The sequence below is a fragment of the Pseudarthrobacter defluvii genome (genome assembly GCF_030816725.1).
Classification (GTDB): domain Bacteria; phylum Actinomycetota; class Actinomycetes; order Actinomycetales; family Micrococcaceae; genus Arthrobacter; species Arthrobacter defluvii_A.
Genome location: NZ_JAUSYG010000001.1, coordinates 1,701,463 through 1,718,521, shown reverse-complemented (window position 1 = coordinate 1,718,521; position 17,059 = coordinate 1,701,463). Strand labels below are relative to the sequence as shown.

Annotated in this window: 10 protein-coding genes and 1 pseudogene; 4 read left to right on the top strand and 7 right to left on the bottom strand. The window is 67.0% G+C overall.

The genetic code is table 11. The features are described 5' to 3' along the window. Positions 1 to 158 precede the first annotated feature (158 nt). Complete coding sequence (locus QF031_RS08010; RefSeq protein ID WP_307426339.1) at positions 159 to 3,641, bottom strand: Rne/Rng family ribonuclease; 3,483 nt, start codon at positions 3,639 to 3,641, stop codon at positions 159 to 161. Positions 3,642 to 4,079: 438 nt separating this feature from the next. Here QF031_RS08010 and QF031_RS08005 point away from each other — a divergent pair, with 438 nt between their 5' ends. Then, a complete protein-coding gene (locus tag QF031_RS08005; protein WP_307426336.1) occupies positions 4,080 to 4,748 on the top strand; it encodes a vitamin K epoxide reductase family protein in 669 nt (222 codons plus the stop codon). A gap of 111 nt (positions 4,749 to 4,859) precedes the next feature. Here the strand turns inward: QF031_RS08005 and ndk are convergent, their stop codons facing one another. The 4 genes and pseudogenes from ndk to ileS all read right to left on the bottom strand — a co-directional run bounded on the left by ndk (position 4,860) and on the right by ileS (position 10,461). Beyond that, entirely contained in the window at positions 4,860 to 5,276 is a 417-nt protein-coding gene (gene ndk / locus QF031_RS08000; protein WP_307426334.1) for a nucleoside-diphosphate kinase, read from the bottom strand. Positions 5,277 to 5,313: 37 nt separating this feature from the next. Then, positions 5,314 to 5,778 (bottom strand): DUF4233 domain-containing protein, encoded by a 465-nt coding sequence (locus QF031_RS07995; RefSeq protein WP_307433226.1) that lies wholly within the window; start codon positions 5,776 to 5,778, stop codon positions 5,314 to 5,316. A 2-nt stretch (positions 5,779 to 5,780) separates the two neighbouring features. After that, positions 5,781 to 7,139 (bottom strand): bifunctional folylpolyglutamate synthase/dihydrofolate synthase, encoded by a 1,359-nt coding sequence (locus QF031_RS07990; protein ID WP_307426331.1) that lies wholly within the window; start codon positions 7,137 to 7,139, stop codon positions 5,781 to 5,783. A 3-nt stretch (positions 7,140 to 7,142) separates the two neighbouring features. Then, a pseudogene (gene ileS, locus QF031_RS07985) lies at positions 7,143 to 10,461 on the bottom strand (isoleucine--tRNA ligase). Positions 10,462 to 10,925: 464 nt separating this feature from the next. Here ileS and QF031_RS07980 point away from each other — a divergent pair. Both QF031_RS07980 and QF031_RS07975 read left to right on the top strand, forming a co-directional pair. Continuing rightward, the gene (locus QF031_RS07980) at positions 10,926 to 12,035 is read left to right on the top strand and encodes an endonuclease/exonuclease/phosphatase family protein (RefSeq protein ID WP_307426329.1); all 1,110 of its coding nucleotides are present in this window, start codon (positions 10,926 to 10,928) and stop codon (positions 12,033 to 12,035) included. Between the two features lie 31 nt (positions 12,036 to 12,066). Then, positions 12,067 to 13,065, top strand: coding sequence for an endonuclease/exonuclease/phosphatase family protein (locus QF031_RS07975; RefSeq protein WP_307426327.1), 999 nt, complete (start codon positions 12,067 to 12,069; stop codon positions 13,063 to 13,065). A gap of 31 nt (positions 13,066 to 13,096) precedes the next feature. On the opposite strand, the gene QF031_RS07970 is transcribed toward QF031_RS07975, so the two are convergent. Together QF031_RS07970 and QF031_RS07965 are read right to left on the bottom strand one after the other, a co-directional pair. Next, positions 13,097 to 13,855: an SDR family oxidoreductase gene (locus tag QF031_RS07970; protein WP_307426324.1), complete on the bottom strand. Its 759-nt coding sequence runs from the start codon at positions 13,853 to 13,855 to the stop codon at positions 13,097 to 13,099. Positions 13,856 to 13,873: 18 nt separating this feature from the next. After that, positions 13,874 to 14,254 (bottom strand): DUF488 domain-containing protein, encoded by a 381-nt coding sequence (locus tag QF031_RS07965; protein ID WP_307426321.1) that lies wholly within the window; start codon positions 14,252 to 14,254, stop codon positions 13,874 to 13,876. A gap of 72 nt (positions 14,255 to 14,326) precedes the next feature. On the opposite strand from QF031_RS07965, the gene valS reads away from it, so the two are divergent. Continuing rightward, positions 14,327 to 16,948: a valine--tRNA ligase gene (valS, locus tag QF031_RS07960; RefSeq protein ID WP_307426319.1), complete on the top strand. Its 2,622-nt coding sequence runs from the start codon at positions 14,327 to 14,329 to the stop codon at positions 16,946 to 16,948. Positions 16,949 to 17,059: the final 111 nt, after the last annotated feature.

The window sequence follows — 17,059 nt, the reverse complement described above, 5'->3', positions numbered from 1 at the left end:
AACCGGAGGAAAGGTGACAGCCCCTGCCGCAAAGGACATTGGCCCGCACGCAGAAATCCCCGCCGTGTGGACAATTCTCCCTGTAACTCGCGGGGGAATTGTCCACACAACGGGGACTCCTGGATGTTTCGTGCTGCTGCCCGGCCTGGACCTTCGGCTTACAGCTCCGAAGCCGGCACGCCGACGCCGAGGATGATGGGTTCCTCTGCCGTCTTGGCCGGTTCCGCCGCCTGGGCCTTGTCCGCTGCCGGGGCCTTGGCTGCGTGCGAATGGCCTACGGCGGTTGCCTGGACGTTCTCGTGGTGCTGGACAACGGTTTCGTTAGCGGCACCCTGTGCACGGCTGGCACCGCGGTGGCGCCGCGGCCTGCGCTGCCGGGACTGCTCCAGCGTGTGGTCTGAGTAGTCCTTTTCGGCCGGAACTTCCACTGCAGGGCGAACTTCCACTGCGGGGCGGGCTTCCGCTCCCCCGTTGTCAGTCCCCGGTTCAGGCGCGGGCTGTGCCGGCGTTGCCTGTTCCGCGGGCTGTTGGGTAGCCGCTTCTTTGGCCGGGGCGTCCGCCACTGACGCCGCCGGCTGGCCAAGGTGTGCAAACGCTTCAGCAAGCCGGTCCAGGGTGAGCGCGGGCTTGGGCTGCTGCTCCTCAGCGTGCTCCACGAACGGAAGCGGGACTTCCTCGCCGCCGAACGTCAGGACGGCCGCGGGACGCGTGGGGGCGTCGGCGTCGTGCTTCTCCTCTGCCGGAGCCGCCGCGGGCGGGGCGGACGGTACCTGCCGGGTGGCTGCCACCTCGTCGTCGTGCAGGTGGGCGGCGTGCGCAGCAGCGGCGATATTTGCCAGGGCAAGCCGGGTGGCTTCTGCCTTGGCGTGCCGCTCAGCGTCCAACGGGTCCGGCTGGACGGTGTGGACCTGGACGGCAGGCGCCGGAACGGCTTCGGGCTGCTGGCCGCCGCGTCCGCGCCGCCGCTTGCGCTCCGGCCGCGCGCCGGGCTGGGTGTTGTCGGTCCGCTGGCCTTCGGCGCGGTGGGCTTCCCCGCGGGCTTCGGGCCGGTTGTCGCTGCGCTGGACGTGGTGCTCTGCGGCCACGATGTTGGCACGGCGGTGCTCCACGGGATCGTCGTGGGTCACCACGCCGCGGCCGGCGCAGGCCTCGCACTGCTCACCGAAGACTTCCAGCAGCCCGGTGCCCATGCGCTTGCGGGTCATCTGGACCAGGCCCAGGGAGGTCACTTCGGCAACCTGGTGCTTGGTCCGGTCGCGGCCCAGGCACTCGACCATGCGGCGCAGGACGAGGTCGCGGTTCGATTCCAGGACCATGTCGATGAAGTCGATCACGATGATGCCGCCGATGTCGCGCAGCCGCAGCTGGCGCACCACTTCCTCGGCCGCTTCGAGGTTGTTCTTCGTGACGGTTTCTTCGAGGTTGCCGCCGCTGCCGGTGAACTTGCCGGTGTTGACGTCCACCACGGTCATGGCCTCGGTGCGGTCGATCACCAGGGAGCCGCCGGAGGGCAGGAAGACTTTGCGTTCGAGGGCCTTGTGGATCTGCTCATCAATCCGCCAGGCAGCGAAGATGTCCTGGTCCTTGGTCCACTTTTCGAGGCGTCCCACCAGGTCCGGAGCCACGTAGGTGACGTAGGCCTCGATGGTGTCCCAGGCTTCCTCGCCGGAGACGATGAGCTTGGAGAAGTCCTCGTTGAAGACGTCACGGACCACCTTGATGGTCAGGTCCGGTTCGCCGTAGAGCAGTTCGGGAGCCAGGATCTTGGTGGAGGCGGACTGGCTTTCGATGCCTTCCCACTGGGCCCGGAGCCGGTTGATGTCGTGGGTCAGCTCCTCCTCGGACGCTCCTTCGGCCGCCGTGCGCACGATGACGCCTGCCTGCTCCGGCAGGCGGTCCTTGAGGATGCGCTTGAGGCGGTTGCGTTCGACGTCGGGCAGCTTGCGTGAGATGCCGGTCATGGAGCCGCCAGGCACGTACACCAGGTAGCGGCCAGGCAGCGAGATCTGGCTGGTGAGGCGGGCGCCCTTGTGGCCCACGGGATCCTTGGTGACCTGGACCAGGACGGTGTCCCCGGACTTGAGCGCGTTTTCGATGCGGCGCTGCTTGCCCTCGAGGTTCACGGCTTCCCAGTTGACCTCGCCGGCGTACAGGACGGCGTTGCGGCCGCGCCCGATGTCCACGAAGGCCGCTTCCATGGACGGCAGCACGTTCTGGACCTTGCCCAGGTAGACATTGCCGATCAGGGAATCCTGCTGCGTCTTGGAGACAAAGTGTTCAGCCAGCACGCCGTCTTCAAGGACGCCGATCTGGATTCTGTCGTCGCGCTGGCGCACGATCATCTGCCGGTCAACGGACTCGCGGCGCGCCAGGAACTCGGCCTCGGTGATCACGGTGCGGCGGCGGCCGGTGTCACGGGATTCGCGGCGGCGCTGCTTCTTGGCCTCCAGCCGGGTGGAGCCCTTCACGCTGGTCACCCGGTTACTCACGGGTGCTTCACTGACGGCACGCGGCGCACGGACTCTGGTCACAGTGTTGGGCGGATCATCATCCCCGCCGCCCGTGAGCTCGAGGTCCTGGTCTCCGCGGCGGCGGCGCCGGCGGCGGCGGGAAGTGACGCCGTCCTCCAGTTGGCCCGCGCTTTCCTCGTCGCCCTCGTCCTCGGCGTCAGCTTCTGTGCTGCCGTCCTCGTTGTCCTCTTCGGCCTTGTCACCGATCCGGCTACGGCCCCTGCGGCCCCGGCTGCGGCGCCGGCGGCGGCTGGCGGAATCGTCGGTGTCTTCGGTTTCTTCCTCCTCAGGCTCCTCGGCGACAGGGGCGACGGGGCGGACCACAGTGCTGAGGTCCGGGGCCTGGAAGAGCACTGACGTGGGGGACGCAGGCTCCAGGAAGAGGGAACCGAAGGGGCTTGCGGCCGCGGCGGCAGCAGGTTCGCCGTCCTTCCCTGCTGCCGTGGCTTCCTGCGCCGGTACCCCGGCCTGCGCGTTGGCCGGCTCCTGCGCCGGCTTCACGGCAGGTTCCGGGGAGGGTTCCACGGCCGGTGCGGCGAATTCCTGTGCAGTGGGTTCCTGGGCAGCGGGTTCCAGCGCAGCGGGTTCCAGCGCAGGGGCGGGCTCTTGCGCGGCTACCTGCTCTGTGGCCGGCGCCTGCGCCGATGGCTGACCCCCGGCATCCGGCGCTGTTGGCCCCTCACCCATGGCCTCGCTGGCGGCGGCCGGCCCGGTGACGGCGGGGGACGAAGTCTTGCGGGTGGCTACCCGACGGCGGCGCACGGGCTTTGTTTCGGCGTCGGACGCTGCGGCGGCAACAGGAGCCGCGGCGGGGCTGTCCGCCACAGCGGCGGACGCCCCGGCGGAAGTCTCAACAGCGTCATCGACGGCGGCGGTGTTGGCTTCGTCAGCGAAGGCCGGCAGCGGCTCGGCAGCCTCCACCTTCTTCCGCGCCCGGGTGCGGCGGCCCGGAGCCCCGGAAGCAGGCTCGGTGCCATCTGCCCCGGCGGACACTGCCGCCTCCGGAGCAGTGGCTTCCGTCACGTCGCCGGTTGCGGGAGCGGCTTTGCGCCGCGCGCGTGGAGCCCTTTTCGGTGCAGCAGCCTCCGCCACTGCATCTTCGTTAACGGCCAGTTCCTGATCATTGTCCATATGTGGCAACACTCCTGCCCCTGACGTACCGCCACATCCGGCACCCATTGGGGCACATATTGTCAAAACCCGCAGGCATTGACAGAAGTCAAGTGGATACTCCCAGGTTCGCACCGTCGTTGGGGTGCGGCAGCCCTTGGGAGCCGGCGGATGTTCTGAAAACCCGTTGTTCTGCGTGCCACAACCAGGTGCCGCCCAATGGAGTTGCGGGTGTGCTGGAAGAATCCGAAGCCTGCCCTGCTCAGCATTGGCGGTCTTGGGAACAAACCACCGGACCGGAGTCCGAATGTGGATCGGCTTCCAGCCACGTTCATTCTCTCATACCCGGGCTGAATAACCGCGGAGGCAGGGGCTTCTGTTCCCGTACCTGTGTAGTGGCTCCAGCCGCCGGCGTTACAATCAGGCACAGGAGCACCGGACGAAAAGGACGCCAAACCCATGCCCAGCATCTCCCCCGTCAGCGCCCGTAAACAGGAACGGGCCGACGATCCTTCCACCAGTGCGGCCGGCAGCGTTCCGCGGATGGCCCGGAACCGGCCTTTCGGCTGGCTGCTGGTCATCACCGGCATCGTGGGCTGGCTTGCCTCCGGGACCCTGGTGCTCGAAAAACTTGAGGTGCTCAAGGACCCCAGCCACACCACGGTGTGCGACGTGAATCCCTGGATCTCGTGCGGCCAGGTGATGCAGACCTGGCAGAGCTCGGTGTTCGGCTTTCCCAACATGTTCATTGGCATCGTGGCCTTCGCCATCACCATAACGGTGGGCATGGCCCTGCTCTCGGGTGCAACCTTTGCCCGTTGGTACTGGCTGGGACTGCAGGCCGGCGTCACGCTTGGCTTCGCGTTCGTGGTCTGGCTCTGGTCCCAGGCCCTGTACGCCATCCACATCCTGTGCCCCTTCTGCATGATCGTGTGGGCCGCCATGATCCCGCTTTTCGTGTGGACCACCATCAGGAACATCACCACCGGCGTCATCCCCATGCCTGCCGGCGCAGCCCGCGTCCTGGGTGATTCCGGTTGGATCATCACCGCGCTGTTGTACGTGGCCGTCATCGCCACCATCTTCTTCGCGTTCATCCAGGTCTTCGTGGGGACCTCGGGCTTCTAGGAAGCGTTCCCCTCTTAGCGCACCTATCCGCTCCCGGCGCATCCCCCGCCAGATGACAGATAAGGCCAATGTTCGGAAAGAACATTGGCCTTATCTGTCAGTTCGCGGTCTTTACTGGAACCAGATCTTGATCTCGCGCTCGGCGGAATCGACCGAGTCGGAGCCGTGGACCAGGTTCTGCTGCACCTTCAGGCCCCAGTCCCGGCCGAAGTCGCCGCGGATGGTGCCCGGAGCCGCCGTCGTGGGGTCGGTGGTGCCGGCGAGGGACCGGAAGCCCTCAATAACGCGCTGGCCTTCGAAGATGGCCGCCACCACCGGGCCGCTGAGCATGAACTCCACCAGCGGCTCGTAGAACGGCTTGCCCACGTGCTCCTCGTAGTGCTGCTCCAGCAGTTCGCGGGTGGCATCAACCTTCTTCAATTCAACCAGGCTGTAGCCCTTGGCTTCGATGCGGGCCAGGATGGCGCCGGTCAGGTTACGGGCGACGCCGTCGGGCTTGATCAGGACGAGGGTGCGCTCTGTAGTCACAACTGCTCCAATGCGTTGGTGGGGTTTCGGGATAAGTCTACGGGGACTGCGGCTGCGCGGGGCCGGCGGCCTGGTCCGGGTGGGTGGCTTCCCACTCAGCCTGCTCGCGTGCGCGCTGCGCGGCTTCGCGGTCCAGCCGGATGCCGGTACGGATCCCGTACCACCAGGCCACAGCGAAGAGGGCGCCCACCAGGAACATGGCCGGCTCGAAGATGCCCGTGAGGATCAGGACGAGCTGCAGGACCCAGCCGAGGCCAAGGCCCCAGGGCTTGTTGAGGACCGCGCAGGCGGCGATCATCACCACGCTGAGGGCAATGCCCACGCCCAGGATCAGGGCCGGCGGGAACTCCCCGCGGCGCAGGCCGAAGACCACCAGGGTTGCGAAAAACATGACAAAGGCTTCCAGGAGCAACACCGTGGAGGCGAACATGACCTTGGTGGAGCGGCGCTTCTTCGGCATGCCGGGGCGCCACTCGCGCTGGGCTTTGGTCATTCTGGCCATGCTCACGCCTCCGTTTTTCCGAGCAGGATCCGCGCTTCGGCCACCAGGGTGATCGATCCGGTGACCAGCACGCCGCCGGAGAGGTCCTCGTTGGCTTCGGCGCGTTCCACTGCCCATTCCAGTGCGTCGTCCAGCTTCTCGGCGATGTGGACGTTGTCCTCGCCGAAGCCCAGGTCGATCGCGAGTTCCGCCAACTCGGCGGCGGGCACGGCGCGGGGTGAGTTGGACTGGGTGAAGCAGTATTCCTCCGCCACCCCGCCCAGGGACTCCTTGAGTTCGCGAAGGATTTCCTCGGCGTCCTTTTCCTTGAGCACTCCCACTACGGGAACCAGCTTGGTGAAGGTGAACGCTTCCTGGAGCGCGGCCGCGGAGGCTTTGATGCCGTCGGGATTGTGGGCGGCGTCAACGATGATGGTGGGCGCGGTGCGGACCACCTCCAACCGGCCAGGGGACGTCACGGCGGCGAAGCCTTCCTGCAGGACGTCGAAAGGCAGTTCCTTGTCGCCGCCGAAGAATGCCTCCAGGGCGGCCACCGCCACCGCAGCGTTCTGTGCCTGGTGCGCGCCGTGCAGCGGCACCATCAGGTCCGGGTAGCGCCCGGCGATGCCCTGGATGGTCACCACTTGTCCGCCAACAGCCACGGTCCGAGACTCGACACCGAACTCCACGCCCTCAAAGCGGAACGGAACGCCCACTTCCTTGGCCTTCTCGAGCAGCACCTGCGCGGCGTCCAGCGGCTGCGCGGCACTGACAAGGAAGCCGCCCGGCTTGATGATGCCGGCCTTTTCGTAGGCGATGTCCTCGGTGGTGTCACCCAGCAGGTCCGTGTGGTCCAGCGAGATCGGCGTCACCACCGACACCTGGCCGTCACCCACGTTGGTGGCATCGGTGATGCCGCCCAGGCCCACCTCGATGATGGCAACGTTGACGGGTTGGTCGGCGAAGATGGCGAAGCCCAGGATGGTGAGGCACTCAAAGTAGGTCAGGCGGGGCTGCCCTTCGGCTTCGAGCTCGGAGTCGACGATCTGCAGGTAGGGCCGGATTTCGTCCCAGATCCGGACGAACGTTTCGTCGGATACCGGATGGCCGTCGATGCTGATCCGCTCGGTGACCCTGGACAGGTGCGGACTGGTGTAGCGGCCGGTGCTCAGGCCGTGGGCGCGGAGTACGGATTCGATCATCCGCGAGGTAGACGTCTTGCCGTTGGTGCCGGTGACGTGGATGATCGGGAACGCCTTGTTGGGCTCGCCGAGTACGTCCATGGCGCGGAACAGCGGCGCCAGGCGGGGCTCCATCTTGTTTTCCGGCGCCCGTCCCAGGAGTTCGGCGTAGACGCTTTCCACGGAAAATTCGTCGGTCATGTCCTAGGCCTCCACTTTTTCAACCACGACGGCGGGTTCGGCCACGTCGGCCGGTTCAGCGGCCAGGTCCACTGTCAGCGTTTCGCCCTTGACCAGCTCAGCGTTGGCCAGCAGCGCGTCCACCACGTTCTGCGCGGCAGTGACGGTGGTCCGGATCCGGTCGCTCACGTTGAGTCCGGCATCCTTCCGGGCCTGCTGGATGGCGCGGACCATGTCGCGCGCCAGGCCCTCGGCCTCCAGCTCGGGGGTGACTTCGGTGTTCAGGACGACAAACCCGCCGCCGGGCAACACGGCAACGGCTGCCGAACCGCCGTCGGATTCTGCCACCACTGTCTCCAGCGTGTACTCCTGGGGCTCCAGCTGCAGCCCACCCGCGGTGACTACACCGCCGTCGTCCACGGACCAGTCACCCGACTTCGAACCCTTGATGGCTACCTGGACGTTCTTGCCCAGGCGCGGGCCGGCGGCACGGGCGTTCACCACCAGCTTCTGCTCGATGCCGAACTCCTCTGGGGACGCCGTGGCGGCGTCCAGCAGGCGGACGGAACGGAGGTTGAGTTCATCGGCGACGACGGCGGCAAAGCCTTCCAGCGCATCTGCGCCAGGTGCCACCACGGTGAGTTCCTGCAGCGGCAGGCGGACCCGCAGGTTGGCTGCCTTGCGGAGCGAGGAGCCGGTGGAGCAGATCTGCTGCACCCGGTCCATGGCTTCCACCAGGGACGGGTTGGCGGGGAACAGGTCCGCGTCCGGCCAGTCGGCAAGGTGGACGGACCGGCCGCCGGTCAGGCCGCGCCAGATCTCCTCCGAAACCAAGGGCAGCAGCGAGGCCGCTGCACGGGTAACGGTCTCCAGTGCCGTGAAGAGCGCGTCGAAGGCATCCTGGTCCTCGTCGAAGAACCGCTGCCGGCTGCGGCGGACGTACCAGTTGGTCAGCATGTCCAGGTAGCTGCGCAGCGAGTCACAGGCGCCGGAGATGTCGTAGGTGTCCAGCTGGGCGGTCATGTTCCGCACCAGGTCGCCGGTGTTGGCCAGCAGGTACTGGTCCAGGGTGTCCTGATAGCCGTCGTAGCGCAGTTTCGCCTCGTAGCCCTGTCCGGCGGCAGCAGCGTTGGTGTACAGCGTGAAGAAGCTGTACACGTTCCAGAGCGGCAGGATGACCTGGCGGACGCCGTCGCGGATGCCCTGCTCGGTGACGATCAGGTTGCCGCCACGCAGGATCGGGCTGGACATGAGGAACCAGCGCATCGCGTCGGAGCCGTCGCGGTCCAGGACCTCGGACACGTCCGGGTAGTTGCGCAGGCTCTTGGACATCTTCTGGCCGTCGGAGCCCAGCACGATGCCGTGGCTGATGACGTTCCGGAACGCGGGCCCGGTCGAACAGCGCGGTGGACAGGATGTGCAGCATGTAGAACCAGCCGCGGGTCTGCCCGATGTACTCCACGATGAAGTCAGCCGGGTTGTGCGTGTTGAACCAGGCTTCGTTCTCGAACGGGTAGTGCACCTGGCCGTAGGGCATGGAGCCGGAGTCGAACCAGACGTCCAGGACGTCCTCCACGCGGCGCATCACGGACTGTCCTTCTTCAGGCGTCCGGGGGTCGTCCGGGTTCGGCCGGGTGAGCTCGTCGATGAACGGCCGGTGCAGGTCCACCTGGCCGTCCTTGTTCAACGGCAGCCGCCCGAAGTCAGCCTCGATCTCGGCCAGGGAGCCGTAGACATCGGTGCGCGGGTATTCGGGGTCCGTTGACTGCCACACGGGGATGGGGCTGCCCCAGAAGCGGTTGCGGCTGATGGACCAGTCACGGGCGTTCTCCAGCCACTTGCCGAACTGGCCGTCCTTGACGTTGCCCGGGATCCAGTTGATCTCCTGGTTCAGCTCGGACATGCGGTCCTTGAACTTGGTGACCTCCACGTACCAGGAGGACACGGCGCGGTAGATCAGCGGGTTGCGGCAACGCCAGCAGTGCGGGTAGCTGTGCTCGTAGCTTGCCTGGCGGACCAGCCGGCCCTGGGCGCGGAGCACCTGCGTGATGGGCTTGTTGGCCTCGAAGACCTGCAGGCCCACGATGTCATGGAGGTCGCCGTGCTTGAACAGCGGCAGGAACTTTGCGCCCTCGTCCACGGAGAGCACCACGGGGATGCCTGCCTCCTCGCAGACTTTCTGGTCATCTTCACCGTAGGCGGGCGCCTGGTGCACGATGCCGGTGCCGTCCGTGGTGGTGACGTAGTCGGCCACCACGAAGCGCCAGGCGTTCTCCATGCCGTACTTCTCGTTGTCCGCGAAGTCGTCCCAGAGCCGCTGGTATTCCAGCCCCTCCAGCTCGGCGCCGGTGTGGGTGGACACGACGGCGGCCTCAGCAGCTTCGAAGCTGTCGTAGCCGAGGTCCTTGGCGTAGCTGCCCAGCAGGTCGGCTGCGAGCAGGAAGCTGCCGGTCACCGGGGCGTCCGCAGAGGCGGCCTTGATGCCGTTGGGCCCGGCGGGCAGCACGGCGTAGGTGATGGAAGGCCCGACGGCGAGCGCGGCGTTGGTGGGCAGCGTCCAGGGGGTGGTGGTCCAGGCGAGGGCCTGCACGCCGGCAAGCTCCTTCGACAGCTCCGACTCCCCTGCAAGGATGGGGAACGTGACGGTGACGGTCTGGTCCTGGCGGTTCTTGTAGACGTCGTCGTCCATGCGCAGTTCATGGTTGGACAGCGGCGTTTCATCCTTCCAGCAGTACGGGAGGACCCGGTAGCCGTTGTACGTCAGGCCTTTGTCGTGCAGCTGCTTGAATGCCCAGAGGACCGACTCCATGTACTCGACATTGAGCGTCTTGTAGTCGTTGTCGAAGTCCACCCAGCGTGCCTGGCGGGTGACGTAGCTGCGCCATTCGTCGGCGTACTTCATCACCGAGGCGCGGCAGGCGTCATTGAACTTGTCGATGCCCATGGCTTCGATCTGGGTCTTGTCCGTCATCCCCAGCTGCTTCATGGCTTCAAGCTCGGCGGGCAGCCCGTGGGTATCCCAGCCAAAGCGCCGTTCCACCCGCTTGCCGCGCTGGGTCTGGTAGCGGCCCACCAGGTCCTTGGCGTAGCCGGTCAGGAGGTGGCCGTAGTGCGGCAGTCCGTTGGCGAAGGGCGGGCCGTCGTAGAACACGAACTCGTTGCTGCCCGGCTCGCCGCCGGGAACGTCGGCGCTGCGCTGGTCGATGCTGGCCTGGAAGGTGCCATCCTGGTCCCAGTACTTCAGGATGCGCTCTTCGATCTCCGGAAACTTCACGGAGGCGGAAACGCCGGTGCTGCCGTTGGCGGAAGAGCTGGAGGCTGAGGCCTTGGGGTAAAACGTCATGTTCGACATCCTGGGTTGAGCGTGGTGAACCCCCGGCAGGAGCCGGACGTTCCGTTCAGGATGCGAGGACGGCTGCCGTGCCGTCCCGAAGACTGCACGCCCACCGCGGTACCACCTCACTTACCGGCGCGGCAGTTTCCTAAGGAACCCCTGCTGCCCCGGCCTCTCATTACTGCTGTGACGGGCTTACCCGTCCGGTTCTACTGGCACAGCCACCCTGCAAGGGGCGCACCGCGCGTTCTTCCGGAAGCTCACCGGTGATTGCCGGGTCATAGCCATTCCTGAGTCTACTATCGACGCGGCATCCTGTGCTATTCGGGTTGCCATCACGCCGCCGTCCTTTCCAACCGTGGAACACCTGGGTCCCCCACCCCGGGACACGCAAGTGGTGGGGCATGGATTAGGGAGGTATTTGCGGGCCGTGCCCGCTGTGCGGCCGGGACCGGCGCTCCAATAATGGACAGATGCGAGCGGTACAGCCATCCGTGCCGGACCTGCAGGCCAGCCCTTTACGCCGGGCGGGCTCCTGGGCCTGCTGGTCTGCCGCGGTCGTCCTGTGGCTGCCTGGAGCCGGGCTGACCGCCGTGCGCCTTGCCGCCGGAGATTCCGGTACCCCGTGGGTCCAGTTGCTGTCCTTGTTTCCTGCCAGCATGTTCCCATCCATGGCCGCGGTGGCTGCCGCGCTGGCCGCCGTAGCGCTGGAACCCGGGGCTGCGCGCACCGTCCTGGCCGTCCTGGCCACCGGCGCCCTGCTTGCCCAGTTACTGATGGTGGCGCCGCGCGTAATTCCGGCGCCCGGGGCCACGCCTCCAGCGTTTCAAGCACCGGGCAGCGCCCTTGCGGCCGGGAGCCAAGCCGCTGGGCAGCGGCTTACCGTGATGGCGCTGAACGTAGGGTCCACGGGCGTGGATGCGGATGCGCTGCTGGACCAGGCCCGGGCACGGAACGTAGACGTCCTTGCCCTTCCCGAACTGGCGCCTGCCGGACTGGAAGACCTTGAGGTGGCAGGAATTGGCGCGGAGCTTCCATACCGGGTCCTCGATGTTGACGGGACAGGCACCGGCAACGCCATCTTCTCCCGTTATCCCCTCCAGCCGATGGCCCGCGTCCCCGGCACGTCCTTCTACCAAACCCGGGCCGTTGCCGCCGTTCCCGGCACCGGTGGCGGGATACAGCTGACCTCGGTCCACGTCGACTCCCCCCGCCCCGGACACACACCTGCCTGGCGTGCGGAACTCGACCAGCTGGCAGGCCTGCACCGGGAACTGCCCGCGGCCCGGCACTCGGTCCTGCTGGGCGACTTCAATGCGGGCCTTGACCACGCCGGGTTCCGTAAGCTCCTCGCGGCCGGCCTGGCCGATGCCGCACAGATCGCCGGAAAGGGCCTGGCACCCACCTGGCCTGCCAACGCGCCGGTGCCCGCCTTCACTGCCATAGACCACATCCTTGTCAGCCGTGGCATCACCGTACTGGGTTTCAGTACCGTTGGATTCCCGGGAACCGATCATGCCGGCGTTGTCGCCACACTGCGCCCGGCCCTGACGTTTGGCCTACTCCGGGCGGAACAGGGCTGACGCAGCACCTTGTATTCCCTAGACTCGGCTCATGACAGCTTCCGGGCGCCCTGCAGGGCGGAGGCGCGCAGCCGCCGTGTGCAGATGGCTGTTCGTTCCCGTCGCCCTGCCGGTGGCGGCAGTGTCGGTGCTGCGGGCATTGCCGGCGGAGTTGCCCGTGCTGGGGGTCCAGCTGGTGGCGTTTACACCGTGGCTGGCTGTGCCGGCAGCCGCAGCACTGCTTGTGTCCTTCCTGGGCCGGAGGCGGTGGCAGCAGGTGGCGGCTGCGGCTTTGCTGGCCTGCCAGGTCTTCTGGCTCTTCCCCATTGATATCCGGGAACCTGCCGCCGAGGCTGCCGGCGGCCGGGTGTCCCTGGTTGCCATGAGCATCAACGCCGAATTGGGCGGCGCGGACGCTGCGGGCATCGTTGGCCTGGTCCGCGAAGGAAACGTGGACCTGCTGGCAGTTGAGGAGTACACGCCCCAACTGGCGCGAAGGCTCACGGTGGCAGGGCTGGACGGACTGCTTCCCCACCGGGTTGCCCATCCCAGGGATGGAGCCGGGGGCAGCGCCATCTACTCCTCGTACAACCTGAAGGAGACCGGCGTGCTCCCCGGCACCCAGTTCACCATGCCGGTGGCCCGCCTGGACCTTGGCGCCGCCAGCCTGAAAGTGGTGGCCGTGCATACTCTGGCCCCGGCAGGCAGCGGCCTCGATCAATGGCGCAGCGACCTGGCCACCGTGGCCGGGGCGGACAACGGTTCAGGCCCCATGCTGCTGGCGGGGGACTTCAACGCCACCTACGACCACCGGGAGTACCGGGCCGTGCTGGCAGGGCAAGGCGGCCAGCGCAGCCTGGTGGACGTGGCGGCGTCATTGGGCAGCAGGCTGGTCCCTACCTGGCCGATGCGCGGCTACCGCCTGCCCGGTATTGCGCTCGACCATCTGGTAACGAGCCCGGACATCAAGGCCTCCGGATACTCGGTCCACCGGGTTGACGGCACTGACCATGCCGCAGTGGTGGCAACCCTGCATCTCCAGGTGCCGTAGTACTCCTGGCCCCTCGGCTTCCGCTGGCGGCTCAGCCCTTTCGGATGAGCTTGTAGTTGGCGGCCTGCGCCACCGGACGGATGACGATCTGGTCCAGGTTGACGTGGTGCGGGACCGAAACGGCGTACCGGACCACGTCGGCCACGTCCTCCGCCGTCAGCGGCTTCTCCACGCCCTGGTACACCTTGCCCGCGGCCTGCGGGTCCCCCAGGCGGTTCAGGGCGAACTCCTCGGTCTGCACCAGGCCTGGCGCCACCTCGATGACACGGAGGTTGTTTTCGGCCTCCTCCAGGCGGAGGGCGTTGGTCAGGGCGTGCTGGCCGAACTTGGCCGCGTTGTAGCCACCGCCGCCCTCGTATGCATCCAGGCCGGCCGTGGAGGTCAGGTTCAGCACGGTCCCCTCGCCGGTGGCCCTCAGCATCGGCAGGAAGGCCCTGGTGAGCTTCATGGTGCCCAGGACGTTGACGCGGTACATCCATTCCCAGTCCTCGGTGCTCGCGTCCCCTACCTTGTCCGCGCCGCGGGCGCCGCCGGCAACGTTGACCAGCGTGTCGATGCCGCCTGCTTCGGTGACCTGGGCAAGGAGCCGGGACACGTCGTCGTCCTCTGCAATGTCTGCTGGAATCGCGACGGCGCCTGTCTCACTTTCCAGGGCCGCCAGGCGTTCGGCCCGGCGCGCCACGGCGAAGACGGTCCATCCGTCCGCGCGCAGGGCACGCACTGCAGCCTCCCCGATTCCGCTGCTCGCCCCGGTTACCAGTGCCGCCTTTTTCTGCAAGTCCTTCGTCATGGCACCACCCTAGCGGGATCAGCCGGCGCGGCGTTCCCGGAGGTAATGGAGCAGGACCAGCGCGTTGTTGGCCTCCGTGTTGCGCGCGGCGTAGAGGAGGGTGACCCGGGGGTGGGCGCGGGCCAGTTCCAGCAGGGTCTCCACGGCCGGGTTGGAGTCCAGTTCCAGCCGGTAGCGTTCGCCGAAATCGGCGAACCGCTCGGGGCGGTGGTTGAACTCCTTGCGCAGCGTGGCGGAGGGTGCCACCTCCTTGAGCCAGAGGTCGACGGCGGCGCTTTCCTTGGGCATCCCCCGCGGCCAGAGCCGGTCCACCAGCACCCGGCAGCCGTCGTCGTCCGCCTGTGGCTCGTAGATGCGCTTGACGCCGAAGGTTTCCCGGAGCTGTCCCATGAGCCGCATGCTACCCGCGTTCGCGGCCGCCTGCGCGGGACGGGTTGGGTGGGATGGAAGCCGGCATGAAAGAATTGCCCAATGGCTGAAGACACGCAGGGTACAGACACGCCCACCACCGCCCCCATCAACGTTCCGGACAAGCCGGGCCTCGAAGGCCTCGAGGCTGCGCTCACCCAGCGCTGGCTGGCCGAGGGAACCTACAAGTTCAACCCCGACACCACCCGGGAGCAGGTCTATTCGATCGACACTCCCCCGCCCACCGCGTCGGGATCCCTGCATGTGGGGCACATGTTCTCCTTCACCCAGACGGACGTCCAGGCGCGCTATATGCGCATGACCGGCAAAAACGTCTTCTACCCCATGGGCTGGGATGACAACGGGCTGCCCACGGAGCGCCGTGTCCAGAACTACTACGGTGTCCGCTGCGATCCCGCCATCCCGTACAACGCCGACTACCGGCCGCCGGCACAGCCTGCCAAGAACCAGCGCGATTTCGACGTCGTGTCCCGCCAGAACTTCATTGAACTGTGCGAGGAACTGGCTGTCGAGGACGAGAAGGTCTTCGAGAACCTGTTCCAGACCCTGGGCCTGTCCGTGGACTGGGACCTGACCTACCGCACCATTGACGACACTTCCCGTGCGGTGTCCCAGCGCGCCTTTCTGGCGAACCTGGCTGCAGGGGACGCTTACATGGCCGAAGCCCCCACGCTGTGGGACGTCACCTTCCGCACCGCCGTTGCGCAGGCTGAGCTTGAGGACCGCGAGGTTCCCGGCGCCTATTACCGCTACCCCTTCTTCACGGAGGACGGCGACAAGGTCTTCATCGAGACCACCCGCCCGGAGTTGCTGGCCGCCTGTGCCGCCTTGGTGGCAAACCCCGACGACGAGCGGTACCAGCCGCTTTTCGGCAAGACTGTGAAGTCCCCGCTGTTCGACGTCGAACTCGAGGTCAAGGCCCACCCGCTGGCCAAGGCGGACAAGGGTTCAGGCATTGCCATGGTCTGCACCTTTGGCGACCTGACCGACGTCACATGGTGGCGGGAACTGCAGCTGCCCACCCGGCCCATCATGGGCCGCGACGGCCGCATCATCGCCGAAGCCCCCGAGTGGATCACCAGCGAAGCCGGCAAGGAGGTATACGCCGCCATCGCCGGGAAGACCGCCTTCTCCGCGAAGGAAGCCGTGGTGGAACTGCTCAAGGAAGCGGACCTGCTGGACGGCGAACCGAAGAAGATCACCCACCCGGTGAACTTCTTCGAAAAGGGCGACAAGCCCCTGGAAGTGGTGACGTCCCGCCAGTGGTACATCCGCAACGGCGGCCGCGACGAGGACCGCCGCGAACGCCTCATCGGCCGGGGCAAGGAGATCGACTTCCACCCGTCCTTCATGCGCTCCCGCTACGAGAACTGGATCGCCGGCCTGAACGGTGATTGGCTGGTTTCCCGGCAGCGGTTCTTCGGTGTGCCCATCCCCGTCTGGTACCCCCTCGATGCGCAGGGCAACCCGGATTACGACAACCCCATCCTGCCCTCCGACGGGCTGCTCCCCGTGGACCCCGCCGCGGATGCCGCCCCGGGCTTCGACGAGGCGCAGCGCGACCAGCCGAACGGCTTCACCGGCGACGCCGACGTCCTGGACACCTGGGCCACGTCCTCGCTGACCCCGCAGATCGTGGGCGGCTGGAGCCGGGACGAGGACCTGTTCGCCAAGGTCTTCCCCTTCGATCTCCGCCCCCAGGGCCACGACATCATCCGTACCTGGCTGTTCTCCTCTGTGGTCCGCGGCGACGCACTCCAGAATTGCGCGCCCTGGAAGCACGCCGCCATCTCCGGCTGGATCCTGGACCCGGACCGCAAGAAGATGTCCAAGTCCAAGGGCAACGTGGTGGTCCCCACGGATGTCCTGAACGAATACGGCTCGGATGCGGTCCGCTACTGGGCTGCTTCGGCGCGGCTCGGCGCGGACACCGCATACGAGATTGCGCAGATGAAGATCGGGCGGCGCCTGGCCATCAAGTTGCTGAACGCCTCCAAGTTCGTGCTGAACCTCGGCGCCACCGAGAACTCTGTGCTTTCGGGCGACCTTAGCGTTCTGACCAATCCCTTGGACCGGGCGCTGCTGGCCCAGCTGGCCGACGTCGTGGCGCAGTCCACCAAGGCGTTCGACAACTATGACTACGCCCGCGCACTGCAGCTCACCGAGTCATTTTTCTGGCAGTTCACGGACGACTACGTTGAGCTGATCAAGGACCGGGCCTACGGAGCAGCCGGCGAAGCGGAACAGGCCTCCGTGCTTGCTGCGCTGGCCACCACCCTGGACACCCTGCTGCGGCTCTTCGCCCCGTTCCTTCCCTTTGCCACGGAGGAAGTCTGGAGCTGGTGGCGCAACGGGTCCGTGCACCGCGCAGAGTGGCCTGCCGCGCTGGAGATCCCCGGCGGGGACACCACCATGCTGGCAACCGTTGGGGTGGCTCTCAGCGGTGTCCGCAAGGCCAAGTCCGAGGCCAAGGTCAAGCAGCGCACCGAAGTTCTGTCGGCAACCATCACGGCCCCGGAGGCGCTGACCGCGCAGCTGCAGGCAGGGCTGGCCGACCTGAAGGCCGCGTCCAACGCCCGTGACATCACGCTGGTGGTGGGCGACGGCGACCTCGCCGTCACCGACGTTGCCCTCGCGGCAAGCGACGAGCCCGCCAAGGCCTGATCCGGGACCTGCTGTTTCCGGACACAGGGGAAGCCCCATCAGCGTATTGCCGTTGGTGGGGCTTCGACTGTTTCGGCCATCCGGTGACGTGCTCTGATGGTCTGGCAGGAT